Source organism: Bacillus cihuensis (genome assembly GCF_000504145.1).
GTDB classification, from domain to species: domain Bacteria; phylum Bacillota; class Bacilli; order Bacillales; family DSM-1321; genus Peribacillus; species Peribacillus huizhouensis.
The window spans coordinates 1,067,434-1,081,916 of record NZ_KI632495.1 but is presented as its reverse complement, the minus strand read 5'-3'; the positions used below and the strand labels follow the sequence as shown (position 1 = coordinate 1,081,916).

Genomic DNA, 14,483 nt, shown 5'->3' with positions numbered 1-14,483 from the left:
ACTTGGTTGTTTTTTTGTTGTTTAGGATAAGAGATATTATTTTATTGATATATATCTTATGCTCTTTTGTTCTTAATCCTCTATTTAATACTTATCCAAATATATGAATAATGGACAAAATCGTTTACAATAAGAGACATGCGTAAATCGCAATTTCCATTTGATGATACATAGAATAAAGTGAAACTTTCATCAGGGGAATGTAGGTCCCCCTGATGCTTAGTCCCGTTCTAGTGTCGCTAAATTGCAAGCTAACGCTTCTTTAAAGCGACACTGCGAACTAAGGTTCAACGAACTCAGAATAAGTGCCGCGTCCTGCGGCAACGTCTGAGTGACCCACATCCTGTGGGCCTAAATTAAACCTATGCTCTAGCATCGGTACGTTTCACAGTATCTCACCAAACAGGGAATTACAGGCTGAATATCAACGCACTATGCGATTTAAAATAAAAGTGTGGATATTAAAGCTAATTAAATCGGGATAATTTGAGTTCATAAAAACGATGTTTAAGGGGAAGAGATGAATGGCGTACACTGATACAAGACAGACTTACAACATAACGGACTTAATGAATCTATACGAAAAACTTTCTGAAGAGGGAGATCGAACAAATGCAGAGAAAATAAAAGAACTAATCCTAAAATCTCATAAAGAAGAGTTTGTGATAGCGTTCTGCGGTCATTTCTCAGCCGGAAAATCAAGTATGATTAATTTTTTATTAAATCAACATTTGTTGCCTTCAAGCCCAATTCCAACAAGTGCAAATACGGTGAAAGTCCAAAAAGGTGAAGACTTTGCAAAAATTCATTTTCGTAAACGTAAACCGGTAATATTTCCTGCTCCATATGATTACACTGCCGTTAAGACATTTGCAAAAGATGGTGACGCTGTATCTTCCATTACTATTAGCTCGCAGGATTTTCCTTTACCTAATACTTGTGTGATTATGGATACGCCTGGTATCGATTCAACAGATGACGCTCACCGAATTTCAACTGAATCCGCTCTTCATTTAGCGGATGTCGTTTTTTATGTGATGGATTATAATCATGTTCAATCAGAAGTGAACTTCCTTTTTACTAGAGAACTGACTGAAGCGGGTAAGTCTTTTTATCTTATCGTCAATATGATCGATAAACATGATGAAAACGAACTCAGTTTTGAAGCATTTAAACAGTCTGCTCGTGATGCTTTTGCAGCTTGGGACGTAATATTCGATGGCATGTTTTTCACATCCATCCGCGATTTGACGCATTCTCAAAATGAAATTGAAAACGTCCGGCAATTTATTGATACATTAGTTCAAAATAAAGAAAAAAATCGAGAGCATTCACTTTGTGTATCTACAAAAAGGGTCATCAATCAGCATCTTAGCTGGTTAAAGAATAAGTATGAAGAGGCACATTCAGTAGAACTTGAGTCGTTATATAGCCTTACTGATACCGAAAGATTAGCGATCACAGATGATGTAAATCGGCTTCTTGAGGAAAAATATCAATTGGTCCGTAATATAGAACGCGTGAAAGAAAACTTTGAAAAAGCAACACAATCCATTGTCAAAAATGCTATTCTTATGCCTGCAGCAACTCGTGACTTAGCCAATCAATTTCTCGAATCCACACAGAAAGACTTTAAAATGGGTCTGTTTTTTACAAAGAAAAAAACAGACCTTGAGCGTCTAGAACGTAAAAAAGTGTTTCTAGCGGATATACAGGAAAAAGTTAAAACACAGATGGATTGGCATATTAAAGAGCTCGCTGTCCAAACTGTAGCAGCCTCTGGTCTACATGATGTGCTCATGGAACAAACTGCTCAGAGCCTACAAGTAGAGGTTCCAGAAACTTTATTAACCAGCTTACTTAAGGGGCAAGTCCAAATTACGGGTGAATATGTACTAAATTATACAGATGAACTTTCTGAAACAATAAAGAGAGATGCAAGAAGATCATGTGATCAATTTATGGATCAACTTACTCAAAAAATAATGGAACAGAACGAACAGCGAACTCAGGAATTAGAGAATGAATTGAAGCAGTTTTCGTCGTATCTATATGCGTTAGAGTTAGTCAACATGATGGAACGAGAGCTCCAAGAAGAAAAAGACCAACTTGCTGACATACTTGCAGGTAAAGCAAACGAACAAACTCAGGTAGAGCAAATACTGACAGCTTGGCTGAAAGAAGAAAATGATGTAGAAAGAAAAATCATCGTTCAAGAGAAAAGCAAACAGCAGAATCGGGCTGAAAAGAAGAAAGAAACTGAAGAAGTTTCTATAGATCAGGTAGAATTGCAAACAGTAACCAAGCAAATGAGCGCAAAAGATAAACTACACCAAACGGCTGTCAGTTTATCTGAAGTTGCAGATTTGATTTATCCTTTAAAAGGGTTTCAATCTTTATATAGTGAATTAAAGGAAAAATCCAAACGACTTGAAAATCAAACGTTTACTGTTGCCCTATTTGGTGCTTTCAGTGCAGGGAAATCGTCCTTTGCCAACGCATTAATGGGTGAAAGTGTACTTCCTGTTTCACCAAATCCAACGACAGCTGCGATCAATAAAATAATGGCAGCAGATCCTGTACATAAGCATGGGACTGCTGCTGTCAAGCTTAAAACAGAAGCGATGCTCCTTGAAGATGTGAACGTTGCACTTACTGTCTTTTCAGAAAAAGCAGCCAACTTGGAGGAAGCACATCAGCTATCTGAAGATATTATCCAAAGAAGTAGTAATTCTGAAACAGGTAAAACACAATTATCTTTTTTACGCGCTTTCCACGCGGGGCTTCCACTATACAAAAGTGAGCTTGGTACGACATTGACTGTTGATTTGGATGGCTTCCGTCAGTTTGCTGCCCAAGAGACGAAATCGTGTCTTGTTGATTTAATTGAATTATATTATGACTGTGATTTAACAAGGCAAGGCATGGTATTAGTTGATACACCTGGTGCAGATTCGATTAATGCCCGACATACCGGAGCAGCGTTTGAATACATTAAGAACTCTGATGCGATTCTTTTTGTTACCTACTATAATCATCCATTTTCAAAAGCAGACCGTGAGTTTCTCATCCAACTTGGCCGTGTGAAAGACTCTTTTGCAATGGATAAAATGTTCTTTATTGTTAATGCGGCTGATTTAGCAAATTCAAAAGAAGAGGTCATAGAAGTCAAAGACTATGTAGAAACTGAATTGGCGAGTTTTGGCATCCGTTTTCCGAAGCTTTTTGCACTTAGTAGTAAAGGGGCTTTAGGAGAAAAGCAAAAACAAAGTTCGTTTTCACATGCTTTTCTTCCAGACAGTGGCATCGCCCAATTTGAGGCGCAGTTTAATGCGTTTATAGAGCATGACTTAACGGATCTTGCTTTGCAGTCGGCTAAAGCTGCCATGGTTCGGACTGAGGAGCTAATGATGGATGTAGTAACTACATCCAAGCAGGATAAAGAAACGAAGCAAAAGGCACTGCTCGCTTTAAAAGAGGATCTTCAAAAAATTAAACAAATTGTGCAGGATATGAACGGTGAAACCGATAAAAAACGTTTGAAAAAAGAAATCGATGAGCTCACCTTTTATAGCAAACAACGCGTGTTTTTCCGATTTGCTGATTTTTTCAAAGAATGTTTTAACCCTGCTGTGATAAAAGATGATGGTCAGGATAATAAAGTCGTCTTGAAGCAATCCTTAAACAGTTTATTAGAATCAATCGGTTTTGACTTTGCTCAAGAAATGCGTGCAACTGCTTTAAGAGCAGAATTATTTGTAACAAAGCTAGTATTAGAAAAGCAAAGCTCGATATTGGAACAAGTCCAAAAAGTAAAGAAAAACATTGCTTTAAAACCATATGAACCACAAAATGGTCCGATTATTACTTTTGACAAAGCGTTTACTGAATTAACAGCAACTGAATTTAAAAAAGAACTTTCATTATTTAAGAACCCGAAAGCCTTTTTTGAGAAAAATGAAAAAGTCAAAATGAGTGATGCGTTAAAAGAAAGTCTGGATAAACCAGCTCTTGATTATGTAATTGAAAAAAGTGAGCAATTATATGAAAGCTACCAAGAACATCTTATGCAACAATTGGTTTCGTTGCAAAAAAATAGTGAAGCTGAAATAGCTGAAATTTTTGCAGGATTACAAGCAGCTCTTGAAGAAACGATTGATATTCCCCACTATGAACAACTTGCAGAAGAGATTAAGCTTTTAAATCAAAAATAAAGAACATGTAATGGTCTTTTCTTGTGTCCTTTTACTCTATTTAGCTTTATACAAGTAAAAATTTTTGGGGTTGTAAAGGTCAGAATTAGTACAAATTTACTTCATTAATAAATTTAAGCTTAAGAAAGTTGCGAGGGTCTGACCCTCGGAACTAATTAAAGGAGAATACGAAAAATGTCTTATTTAATTGAGCCAAACGAATTATTGAAAACATTACAAAATGAAGAGGTTAGAATTGTTGATTGTCGGTTTAATCTCGGTGATCCTTCGTGCGGTAAAGACCTTTATGACCAAGAGCATATTGCTGGCGCTGTGTATTTCCATCTTGAGGAAGACTTGTCTGGCAAAGTTGGAAACCATGGTGGCAGGCACCCACTCCCTAATCTAGCTGAATTTAAACAAAAGCTTGAAGAAGTAGGAGTATCGAATAACACAAGAGTGGTCGCTTATGATGGTGGGGAAGGAGCTTTTGCCTCAAGATTTGTATGGTTGCTTTCCTATTTAGGACATAAACATGTGCAAATTCTAAATGGTGGCTACTATGCATGGAAACAAGCAGGGGGAAAAGTGGACAAAGAAATTCCACATTATAATCGACAAACTTTTCATGTCTGTATTGATCCAACCATTCTTGCTACCTATGATGAAGTGAAAGAATATGTAATTCTCCAGCCAAAAGATGTCACTCTACTTGATTCACGAGAGGAAAGACGTTATTTAGGAATAGAAGAGCCTATTGACCATGTTGCAGGACATATTCCATTTGCACGAAATAAAATGTGGAATGAAGGTATAAAAGATGGTTCATTTATATCAGCTGAAAAACAAAGAGAAAGATTTGCTGAATTAAGTAATTCACAGAAAGTAATTGTGTACTGTGGTTCAGGAGTAACGGCTGCACCAAATTTTATCGCGCTTAAAGAAGCTGGGTTTGATCAAGTTAAGCTTTATGTTGGGAGTTTTAGTGATTGGATATCATATGAGGAAAATGAAGTTGTTACGAAAAGCTGAGATTTCCATATATCCCGCATTATTGGGCAGTAAGACCCCTATCTCAAGCTTATTAGAGGTACAATGAAGATAGGTGGTGGGACAAACTGCCCGTAAAAGCCCGATTGGTGAGATACAGTGAAACTTACTTTTGTGGTCTTCAAAGAAGTTAACGCCCACAGGATGTGGATCACTCAGAGGAAAGAAAAGGGCGCGACGTACATAGTCTGAGTTCGTTGAACCTTAGTTCTAGTGTCGCTTTACCTTCGCTACGTGGAGGTATAGCGACACTAGAACGGGACAAACCATCAGTAGGGGATGTAGCAAGCCCACTACTGATGGAAGTTTCACTTTAAGATTACCAAACGATGAAACTAGTAATTATATTGAAATAATAGTAGAGTAGTGTATGAGGTGATTGTTTTGGATATAAAAGAAAGAGAACAGCTGCCATCCTTTTTACTTGTTGATGGAATGGCACTTTTATTTAGAGCATTTTATGCAACAGCAGTAACGGGGCAATTTATGATTAATTCAAAAGGTGTTCCAACGAATGCAGTTCAAGGATTTCTTAAACATATGCTTATGGCCATTGATCATTTTTCACCAAGCCATGTAGCAGTTTGTTGGGATATGGGAAGTAAAACCTTCCGTAACGATTTGTTTCCAGATTATAAGGCAAATCGATCGGAAGCACCAATTGAGATGGTGCCGCAGTTTGAGTTGGCAAAGGAAGCTGTTGAAGCATTTAACATTCCTAACATTGGGGTTGCTGGATATGAGGCAGACGATTGCATTGGGACCATTGCGAAGTCAGCTATGAATGAAAGTCATGTATCGATTTTGACAGGTGATCAGGACATGTTGCAGTTGATTGATGATCGCATTTCAGTTGTACTGCTAAAAAAAGGATATGGCAACTACGAAGTCCATAATGGCGCTAGCTTTTTCGAATGGAAGGGTATTACACCAAAGCAAATGATTGATTTAAAAGCATTGATGGGGGATACTGCGGATAATTATCCAGGAGTAAAAGGGATTGGCGAGAAGACGGCATTGAAGTTGCTCATTCAATATGAAAATATTGAAGGGATTCTTAATAACATTGCATTACTTACAAAAGCGCAACAAACAAAAATTCAAGCTGCAGTTGACATGCTTCATTTATCAAGACTGCTTGCAGAAATCAAATGTGATGTCCCTGTATCATGTGCTCTTGAAACGAGCGTTTATAGGTTTGACCACGAAAAAGTTAGAAGGCTTGCAGAAGACCATGAGTTCAAAACAATACAACGAATTATCTAAAAAAAAACCGCAATCTTAGCCTGTGCTGGATTGCGGTTTTTTATCTGTTAACGGGCAGTAAAATCTCCCACCTCAAGGCTTAGAGGAATCGAGGAAGCGTAGGTGCGGGATAACTGCTAGTAAAATCACGATTGATGAGATGCAGTGAAACTTATCGATACGCGAACAGAGGTTAAGTTTGGCTCCAAGGCGATGTGGGTTACTCAGACGAAAGACTAAAAAATGCGGCGTACTTAGGCTGAGTTCGTTGAACCATAGTTCGTACTGTCGATTGATCGAAAAAGCGAAGAACTTAGCTACAGTAGAAAGGGAATAACAAGCAGTGGGGGATGAAGAATCCCCCTCTGCTTGAAGTTTCATCTTATTAAGAGATTATTTATGATTTTCATTCTTTGCTTTTTGTTCTAATTGTGATTTTGGACTTGTGTCGCCCTTGCCTCCACCAGAGTAACCTTGAGGATTTACGCCATGACCACGGTTGCGATTTTTGCTCAATGAAAACACCTCCTAGCTCTACTATTTCCAAAAACTTCGATAATAATTTGGCAACTTTTGTCGAAAAATGGATAGGCAAAAAGGTTGAATTAAGGTAATATGTAGAATGGATAAGGATGGAGTGGATGTTTGTGGGGAAAACGGTGGAGGAATATGTTTGTTTTCTAGAAGAAAAAGGCTTCTCATTTGGCGAAGATGCCATTGGCTTTATTTATTTTGGACAGCGTTATACAGAAGCAAGCGATTTCCTTGTTAATACAGCTATCGAAATAACTTTAAAAGCACAAAAAAGTTTCGACGGTAGCTTTTATATTTCATTGCTGGAAACCTTGAAGAGAAATAAGATAAATAGTCGCTCTAAAGCGGAACGATTTGCCCGTGAACAAGGATTGTTAAATTAGAATGGTAAAAATAAATAGAAATAATAGCGAAGCCGCCCTATTCAAGTTGGGCGGCTAATTTTTTTCTTGGAGGTAGCTCGGCACAGATCATACCAGTGAGAATGAACAAACAGCCAATTAGAGACACCGTAGTAAGACTTTCGCCGATTATAACAAATGATGTTAGTGCAGCAAATACAGGCTCCATTGCAAAAATCAGTGCAACTCTCGTTGGAGAGGTATAACTTTGAAAATAGGTCTGGGCAAAGAATGCAAAAGCTGTTGCAAAAAAAGCAGTAACTAGTAAAGCGCTCCAAACATCAGGTTTTAGTATGATGGCTGGATTCATTAGAACAGAAAAATCTTCGAATAAAAGGGCAGAAACAAAAGAAAGTATGGCTACTGCCGAGACTTGGATAATCGTTAATGGCAGGGCTGGATGAGACTTTGCATATTTTGCGGTCATAATGATTTGCATAGCAAAACTGATGGCGCAGAAAAATACGAGCACATCTCCCAAGACAATTGAAGAGCCTTTTGCAGCCGTTAAAAAGTATAATCCAAAAGTCGCTAATAGAACTCCTAGAATAGTTGGCAGTCGTAATTTTTGCTTCAATAACAGCAAAGAAAATAGCGGGACGAGTACGACACTTAAGCCTGTGATAAAACCTGCTTTGGCAGGCGTAGTCGTTAATAAACCAACCGTTTGAAAGGCATAGCCCAAAAATAACCAGATGCCGATTTTAATACCAGAAAAAAATAAAGATCTTGTCCAAATCGCATCGGTTTTTTTAAAATAAAAAATTCGAAAACCAATGATTAACACAATAGCTGCAATAAAAAAACGAATTGCATTAAATAAATGTGGTTCTAAGAAACCAATCGCATTTTGAACCATAACGAATGTTGAACCCCAAATGAAAACGACAAATAATAAAGTTAAATCAGCTACTGCCGCTTTTGTCATGACTCTGTACCCCCACTATTCATTCGAACAGCTCGTCTTGCTAACTCATCAGCTGACTTATTCTCGCTACTTGGAATCCATTTTAGAAAAAATAACTCCAATTTACTAGATAAATGGAGGATCTGATCTAATAATGGAGAATACCTTTTATTTTTTACAAAGCCTTTTTCAACGGCTTGATTAATGAGTTGCGAATCTGTACGAAATGAAACGACCTTATATTGGTTGCTCAAACAGATTTCCAACGCCTTAATCAATGCCCAGTATTCCGCTTCGTGATTTTCCATGTTTCCAAGAGGAATGCTATGCCGTTCAACCGTTCCATTATTATTAATAAAAATACCAGCGCCGCTCGGTCCAGGGTTTCCCGCACTAGCACCATCGATATGAACTTCAATCATGATGATAAACACTTCCTTACAGAATAATTTGCTGATGATATGTAAACTACTTAAGTAATGCACCCGATATTTCTTCTATTATAAGCATGAACCGATGAATTTCTGCGTAAAATATGAGAAAATAATATCGCTTTGGATGATGATACATCAGTTATTATAGTCTTTAATAAATGAATTTTGTATAAATTATTATAAAAGTTTACAAGGGGGGAATGATTTGAAGGTCACTATGCTATGGCAGTATCATTCGGCTAAGAAACCATCTGCCATATTTACCTCTGATTGGATCTCTGCTGAAGAAGCACTAATTATTACTGACGATCTTGAAAAAATAGGCCGCTTGAAGGAAATAGAGTTTAAAGATGAAAAAGGAACCTCTTGGTCAAAGAAGGAACTGAAAAAATTATTGGCTGAAATCGAATATGAACCGCAAGATGTCACGGTCTACTTCGATGGTGGTTATCAGAAGGATTCAAAGATGACCGGCATTGGAGTCGCTATTTATTATAAACAAGGCAAAAAAAGCTTTCGAATTCGTATGAACAGTTTATTAGAGGAGCTAGAATCGAATAATGAAGCTGAATATGCCGCTTTTTATGAAGCTGTAAATCAGTTAGAGATACTTGACGTACACCACCAGGTGGTTACATTTCGAGGTGATTCCCAAGTTGTCCTAAATCAACTATCTGGTGAATGGCCTTGTTTTGAAAAAGTATTGAATGCATGGGGAGACCGTATTGAAGCAAAGTTGAAGAAACTTGGCATCACGCCGAATTACGAGCTAATTGTTCGTAAAAAGAATAGTGAAGCAGATCATCTCGCTTCACAAGCCCTGCGTGGAGAAGAAATATTTAGTCAACTACAGGTTGAAGGATAGGATCTATTGTTTTAAAAGTAAAGAAGGAGTAGACAAGATGAAAAGGAATGAATTATATAATGATGTGCAAGAAATTTTAGAACATCAGTGCAAAGGATGTTTTGTCCATAAACAATTTAAAAAAGAAAAAGGTAGAAGATTTGCTCATAAATTTTGTATTTCTCAGTGTACAGTTGGCGAGCAACTGCGAAAAGTAGGAAACAAGCTTCTAACATAAATGTGGTGGTACTACTTTCTCATTATCTATTGACAATTATCTAATTTTTTTGCATACTTAATAAAAACTTGAACGAAGATAGAGGATTAGTAAATGTCATTTATTGTGTCAGAGAGCGGGAGGGTGCTGAGAATCCCGTCACAATGAACCATTGAACCTGCTTCTGGAGTCCTGGGAGAACCCCGGGCGTATCCTTGGCGTTAACAAGAAAAGTGGGATGCAAAATAAAGCATTCAACAAAGGTGGTACCACGGAAACTAACCCTTTTCGTCCTTTCTTAGAGGATGAGAAGGGTTTTTTTATGCATAAATGATAATTTATGGAGGCAATTCTCATGCAAAAAAAGCGGATCGTTGTGAAAATCGGCAGCAGTTCTTTAACAAATAATAAAGGGCAAATTGATCAGGAAAAAATATCGGATCATACAGCAGCCATTGCTAAGTTGAAGGAAGCTGGACATGAGGTATTATTAGTATCTTCTGGAGCTGTTGCGGCTGGTTTTCGCAAGTTGGGCTATTCTTCACGCCCCGTTACTTTAAAAGGAAAGCAAGCTGCAGCTGCTGTAGGTCAAAGTGTACTTATCCAGTCGTATAACGAACAGTTTAGTGAATATGGAATCATACCTGCACAAATTTTATTAACAAGAACTGATTTTTCCAATAAAAGTCGTTATCGCAATGCTTCTGAAACTTTAACGGAATTACTTAGTAGAGGAATTTTGCCGATTATTAATGAAAATGATACCGTTTCAATCGAAGAACTTACCTTTGGAGATAATGACATGCTATCTGCTCTAGTAAGCGGACTAGTACATGCGGATCAACTTGTCATCTTGACAGATATTAATGGATTATATGACGCGAATCCGAATAAACAAGATGATGCCAAACGAATTGATTATCTGGAAAAAGTGACCGCTGAGTTCATGATGCTTGGAGGAGAATCAGATTCAAAGGTTGGCACTGGTGGAATGAAGTCCAAGCTCCATGCTGCTAAGACGGCTCTATCATTAGGGGTAAAGGTCTTTATAGGAACTGGTGAAGGCAGTGATAAACTAAAAAGTATTATTGCTGGAAACGGAGATGGCACCTATATTGGCAAAGGTGCGCTCCCTACAATTGCGAGAAGCAAACAATGGATTTCTTTTCATTCCCATGTTTCAGGTGCTTTATTTGTTGATGAAGGCGCAGAAGAAGCGTTAGTTAAAAAAGGTAGTAGTCTGCTTCCAGCTGGTATTTATAAAATGATTGGCAGCTTTGATAAAGGCGATGTTGTTGAGGTATATGGATCATTAGGCTTACTTGGAAAAGGCGAAGTGCTCTATTCGGAAAACGAATTAAAAGCAGTCATGGGTAAAAGAAGTAATGAGATCGTTTTTCCAGCTATCGAAGTGATTCATCGAGATAAATGGGTAAAAATTAAGGAGGAAAAATAATGGGTGAAATTGCTGAAAAAGGAATTCGAGCCAAAGCCGCGAGTTATCAAATGGTCAATGTATCAACGATTGAAAAAAATGAAGCGTTAGCAATGATTGCTGAACAGTTAATCGCTGAACAATCCTATATAATGATGGAGAATAAGAAAGATTTGGAAGTAGGAAGTGAAAATGGCTTAACTACTGCGGTGCTTGACCGCATAATGTTAGATGAAAAGCGCATTATGGCAATGGCAGAGGCGATTCAATTGTTGATTGAACTTCCTGACCCAATTGGCGAAACATTAGAAACGATAGAAAAAGAGAATGGTCTGTTAATAAAAAAAGAACGAGTTCCTCTGGGTGTTATCGGAATGATCTATGAAGCTAGACCGAATGTAACGATTGATGCAGCAACTCTTTCTTTAAAAACGGGAAATGCGGTCATTTTACGTGGAAGCTCTTCAGCACAGCATTCTAATCAAGCGATCATAAAGGTCATACATCAGGCATTGAAAAATACGAAACTACCAGTAGATGCTGTACAATTAATAGAAGACACAAGCAGAGAAACAGCAAAAGAGCTTTTCCATGCAAGTGAATATTTAGATGTGTTAATACCTAGGGGCAGTAAAAATCTGATTGACACAGTTGTAAGAGAATCAACAGTACCTGTGCTCGAAACTGGTGCAGGAAACTGTCATATTTATCTTGATGAAAGCGCGGATTTCGCGATGGCAACAGAGATCATTGTAAATGCAAAAACTCAGCGTCCATCAGTATGTAATGCTGTGGAAAGCCTTGTTATTCAAGAAAAATGGTTAGAGCTTCATGGGAAAGAATTGTTGAAATTGTTACATGATACTGGTATCAGACTATTTGGTGATAATAAAGTTCTAGCGCATTATCCTGAAGTTAACCAAGCGACAGAAGCGGATTGGTCTACTGAATACTTAGACTTATCACTCAGCGTTAAAACGGTTGCCAATGTATTAGAAGCTGTCCAGCATATTAATACTTATGGCACAAAACATTCAGAAGCAATTCTTACAAATGATAAAGTCGCAGCAAAGTTCTTTTTAACAAATGTTGATGCGGCTGCTGTGTATCATAATGCATCTACTCGCTTTACAGACGGGTTTGAATTTGGCTACGGTGCTGAAATCGGAATTAGTACTCAAAAGCTTCATGCTAGAGGGCCGATGGGGCTGCCAGCACTGACTTCAACAAAATATTTCATATATGGTCAGGGGCAAATAAGATCCTGATAACCATAAGCTCTATAATACTGGTCCGATTAATCGAACCATGATTAATTTATCAATTAAGAGGGTATTCAATTGGTATAGATCAGTAAAGGAGACTCACATATGGATAATCGAGTAATAGGCGTATATGAAACAGAAGAACAAGCGGTACAAGCAATTAAAACTCTTAAAGAAAAGGGATATTCAGATAATGAGATTTCAATCGTAGCTAAACATATCGATAAAATCAAAGACCATGGAGAAGAGATAGTACCCAAAGCAAGCCGCGGTATGATTGCAGGTGCAACAACGGGAGGGGCAATTGGTCTTACAGGTCTATTTATCGGGTTAAGTGCGTTGGCGATTCCTGGATTCGGCCCTATTCTAGCTATTGGTCCAATATTTACTACACTTGCTGGTGCGGTAGCTGGTGCGGCAAGCGGTGCTGGAGGATTGCTGCCTGCTCTAAATGCTCATGGTATCTCGGAAAAAGAAGCTAAGATGTATCAGAACGATTTAGAAATTGGAAGGGTTTTAGTGATGGTTCATAAGGAAAAGAAACGTAACTAATCTAACATGATTGTAGATGCTAAAAAATCAAAAAAGTTTTAAGCGACTAACATGTTTGGACGCTGAAATCGGTTCTGGCAGAAACTAAACAACCTGAGTTCTTATCCAAATAGGACTCAGGTTGTTTCATTTTCTTCTTTTAATCACTGTTAAAGCAAAATGGGCGGAACAAAGAAAGAAGCTATCCTTGTCTAGTCTTTTATCCCACTCTTAACGGACAGTAAGACCGCTACCTCGAGATTCTGAGTATGCTAAAAGAAGAGAGGTGGGGAATCAAACTGCCCGTAAAGGGTGAGATTCAGTGAAACTTACCTTTGTGGTATTCACAGGTAAGTTTGCGCCCGCAGTATTTGGGTCACGTAGACGATAGACTAATGGACGCGGCGTACTTAGTCTGTGATTCATTAATCCTTAGATCGTACTGTCGATTGATCGAAGCGAATGCGAAGATCTTAGCAATAGTAGAACGGGACAAACAATCAGTGGGGGATGAAGCCCCAGACAGATTGAAGTTTCACTTTATTCCAATTATACGAATCCTTTTGTAGTCAGCGATCCAATGATCATCTATATATATAATTGGTTTTAAATGAATCTCAACTTGTGTGATAATATCCTCTTTTTTATTTTGATCTATCCCTTCAAACATCTCACTTCCGAACATATTCATCCAGTTCTTTAATCCATCATCTCCATCTAGTCGAGTTGGTCTAGCAAAGTGCTCGGCAAAGGTTACTTTAAATCCTGCTTCTTCCATTAAAGTTGAATACTCAGCAATGCTCGGGAAATACCATGGAAAATTTGCCGTTTGATAACTTATTCCACTTTCTTTGAATTGATTAATCATCTCATCGGTTATTGTTTTAACGTTTCCTTTACCTCCGAATTCTGCGATAAACCTACCGTCTTGTCTTTAAACTGTTATAAATGCAATTTAGTGCTTGTTTAGGCTGTTTTACCCAATGAAGTGTGGCATTAGAGAAAACCGCATCAAATTCGTTCTTGTATTCTAAGTTTGTCGCATCTTGCACAAAAAACTTAAGCGTTGGGTACTTATTTTTTGCTTGCATTACCATATTTTTTGATTGATCTACACCAACAACATCCACTTTGTAATCATGTAATTTCTTTACCAAATCTCCTGTTCCGCAACCGAGGTCTAGAATCTTCTCACCTGCTTTTGGAGCTAATAATTCAATTAAACGATTCCCGTATTCTGTTACAAATGAATGTTTACGATCATATAAATTGGCATTCCAACTGTCCTGGGCACTTGGCACTTTCCCCATAGTTACTCGCTCCTTTTAATTGGCTGTATATTTCTGTTAAATAGATTATACTTTAGAGAATAAATAATGGATATTAACAAAAAATGAGGAAATTAATAACGAACTGTTATTACGGGG

Annotated in this window: 14 protein-coding genes and 1 other annotated feature; of the genes, 9 read left to right on the top strand and 5 right to left on the bottom strand. The window is 37.8% G+C overall.

Annotated features, from left to right (window positions below):
- Positions 1 to 524 precede the first annotated feature (524 nt).
- The 3 genes from V179_RS0111075 to V179_RS0111065 all read left to right on the top strand — a co-directional run bounded on the left by V179_RS0111075 (position 525) and on the right by V179_RS0111065 (position 6,509).
- A complete protein-coding gene (locus tag V179_RS0111075; protein ID WP_028391501.1) occupies positions 525 to 4,214 on the top strand; it encodes a dynamin family protein in 3,690 nt (1,229 codons plus the stop codon).
- A 174-nt stretch (positions 4,215 to 4,388) separates the two neighbouring features.
- Positions 4,389 to 5,225 (top strand): sulfurtransferase, encoded by an 837-nt coding sequence (locus V179_RS0111070; RefSeq protein ID WP_028391500.1) that lies wholly within the window; start codon positions 4,389 to 4,391, stop codon positions 5,223 to 5,225.
- Between the two features lie 453 nt (positions 5,226 to 5,678).
- Positions 5,679 to 6,509 carry a 5'-3' exonuclease gene (locus tag V179_RS0111065; RefSeq protein WP_051405019.1) on the top strand — a complete coding sequence of 277 codons (831 nt, stop codon included), beginning with the start codon at positions 5,679 to 5,681 and terminating at the stop codon, positions 6,507 to 6,509.
- A gap of 372 nt (positions 6,510 to 6,881) precedes the next feature.
- On the opposite strand, the gene V179_RS32040 is transcribed toward V179_RS0111065, so the two are convergent.
- The gene (locus V179_RS32040; RefSeq protein WP_268745208.1) at positions 6,882 to 7,004 is read right to left on the bottom strand and encodes a hypothetical protein; all 123 of its coding nucleotides are present in this window, start codon (positions 7,002 to 7,004) and stop codon (positions 6,882 to 6,884) included.
- A gap of 125 nt (positions 7,005 to 7,129) precedes the next feature.
- Here V179_RS32040 and V179_RS0111055 point away from each other — a divergent pair, with 125 nt between their 5' ends.
- Positions 7,130 to 7,405 (top strand): DUF6123 family protein, encoded by a 276-nt coding sequence (locus tag V179_RS0111055; protein WP_028391498.1) that lies wholly within the window; start codon positions 7,130 to 7,132, stop codon positions 7,403 to 7,405.
- A 37-nt stretch (positions 7,406 to 7,442) separates the two neighbouring features.
- Here the strand turns inward: V179_RS0111055 and V179_RS0111050 are convergent, their stop codons facing one another.
- A complete protein-coding gene (locus V179_RS0111050; RefSeq protein WP_028391497.1) occupies positions 7,443 to 8,351 on the bottom strand; it encodes a DMT family transporter in 909 nt (302 codons plus the stop codon).
- On the bottom strand, positions 8,348 to 8,752 hold the full coding sequence (locus V179_RS0111045; protein ID WP_028391496.1) for a reverse transcriptase-like protein: 405 nt from the start codon (positions 8,750 to 8,752) through the stop codon (positions 8,348 to 8,350). Before V179_RS0111045 ends, V179_RS0111050 begins: the two co-directional genes overlap by 4 nt.
- 217 nt (positions 8,753 to 8,969) lie before the next feature.
- Between V179_RS0111045 and V179_RS0111040 the strand changes: the two genes are divergently transcribed.
- The 5 genes from V179_RS0111040 (at position 8,970) to V179_RS27800 (ending at position 13,077) form a co-directional block, all read left to right on the top strand.
- The gene (locus V179_RS0111040; RefSeq protein ID WP_028391495.1) at positions 8,970 to 9,629 is read left to right on the top strand and encodes a ribonuclease H family protein; all 660 of its coding nucleotides are present in this window, start codon (positions 8,970 to 8,972) and stop codon (positions 9,627 to 9,629) included.
- A 37-nt stretch (positions 9,630 to 9,666) separates the two neighbouring features.
- Positions 9,667 to 9,846 (top strand): zinc-finger domain-containing protein, encoded by a 180-nt coding sequence (locus V179_RS0111035; protein ID WP_028391494.1) that lies wholly within the window; start codon positions 9,667 to 9,669, stop codon positions 9,844 to 9,846.
- Between the two features lie 66 nt (positions 9,847 to 9,912).
- Positions 9,913 to 10,124 (top strand) — a binding site (T-box leader).
- A 56-nt stretch (positions 10,125 to 10,180) separates the two neighbouring features.
- Positions 10,181 to 11,281, top strand: coding sequence for a glutamate 5-kinase (gene proB, locus V179_RS0111025; protein WP_028391493.1), 1,101 nt, complete (start codon positions 10,181 to 10,183; stop codon positions 11,279 to 11,281).
- Positions 11,281 to 12,528 carry a glutamate-5-semialdehyde dehydrogenase gene (locus V179_RS0111020; RefSeq protein ID WP_028391492.1) on the top strand — a complete coding sequence of 416 codons (1,248 nt, stop codon included), beginning with the start codon at positions 11,281 to 11,283 and terminating at the stop codon, positions 12,526 to 12,528. The genes proB and V179_RS0111020 overlap by 1 nt, the downstream gene beginning before the upstream one ends.
- 102 nt (positions 12,529 to 12,630) lie before the next feature.
- Positions 12,631 to 13,077, top strand: a complete 447-nt coding sequence (locus V179_RS27800; protein WP_051404931.1) for a general stress protein — start codon at positions 12,631 to 12,633, stop codon at positions 13,075 to 13,077.
- Between the two features lie 514 nt (positions 13,078 to 13,591).
- Here V179_RS27800 and V179_RS32215 read toward each other — a convergent pair.
- Together V179_RS32215 and V179_RS32210 are read right to left on the bottom strand one after the other, a co-directional pair.
- The gene (locus tag V179_RS32215; protein ID WP_326929542.1) at positions 13,592 to 13,924 is read right to left on the bottom strand and encodes a hypothetical protein; all 333 of its coding nucleotides are present in this window, start codon (positions 13,922 to 13,924) and stop codon (positions 13,592 to 13,594) included.
- 52 nt (positions 13,925 to 13,976) lie between these two features.
- The gene (locus V179_RS32210; protein ID WP_326929541.1) at positions 13,977 to 14,366 is read right to left on the bottom strand and encodes a class I SAM-dependent methyltransferase; all 390 of its coding nucleotides are present in this window, start codon (positions 14,364 to 14,366) and stop codon (positions 13,977 to 13,979) included.
- Between the last annotated feature and the right edge of the window lie 117 nt (positions 14,367 to 14,483).

What these genes read in the sequence shown, in the direction of transcription:
- V179_RS0111045 (WP_028391496.1), bottom strand. Translation starts at nt 8,752, where the DNA reads ATGATTGAAGTTCATATCGATGGTGCTAGTGCGGGAAACCCTGGACCG.
- V179_RS0111020 (WP_028391492.1), top strand. Translation starts at nt 11,281, where the DNA reads ATGGGTGAAATTGCTGAAAAAGGAATTCGAGCCAAAGCCGCGAGTTAT.
- V179_RS0111055 (WP_028391498.1), top strand. Translation starts at nt 7,130, where the DNA reads ATGTTTGTGGGGAAAACGGTGGAGGAATATGTTTGTTTTCTAGAAGAA.
- V179_RS0111070 (WP_028391500.1), top strand. Translation starts at nt 4,389, where the DNA reads ATGTCTTATTTAATTGAGCCAAACGAATTATTGAAAACATTACAAAAT.
- V179_RS32215 (WP_326929542.1), bottom strand. Translation starts at nt 13,924, where the DNA reads ATGATTAATCAATTCAAAGAAAGTGGAATAAGTTATCAAACGGCAAAT.
- V179_RS27800 (WP_051404931.1), top strand. Translation starts at nt 12,631, where the DNA reads ATGGATAATCGAGTAATAGGCGTATATGAAACAGAAGAACAAGCGGTA.
- V179_RS0111075 (WP_028391501.1), top strand. Translation starts at nt 525, where the DNA reads ATGGCGTACACTGATACAAGACAGACTTACAACATAACGGACTTAATG.
- V179_RS0111050 (WP_028391497.1), bottom strand. Translation starts at nt 8,351, where the DNA reads ATGACAAAAGCGGCAGTAGCTGATTTAACTTTATTATTTGTCGTTTTC.
- V179_RS32210 (WP_326929541.1), bottom strand. Translation starts at nt 14,366, where the DNA reads ATGGGGAAAGTGCCAAGTGCCCAGGACAGTTGGAATGCCAATTTATAT.
- proB (WP_028391493.1), top strand. Translation starts at nt 10,181, where the DNA reads ATGCAAAAAAAGCGGATCGTTGTGAAAATCGGCAGCAGTTCTTTAACA.
- V179_RS0111065 (WP_051405019.1), top strand. Translation starts at nt 5,679, where the DNA reads ATGGCACTTTTATTTAGAGCATTTTATGCAACAGCAGTAACGGGGCAA.
- V179_RS0111035 (WP_028391494.1), top strand. Translation starts at nt 9,667, where the DNA reads ATGAAAAGGAATGAATTATATAATGATGTGCAAGAAATTTTAGAACAT.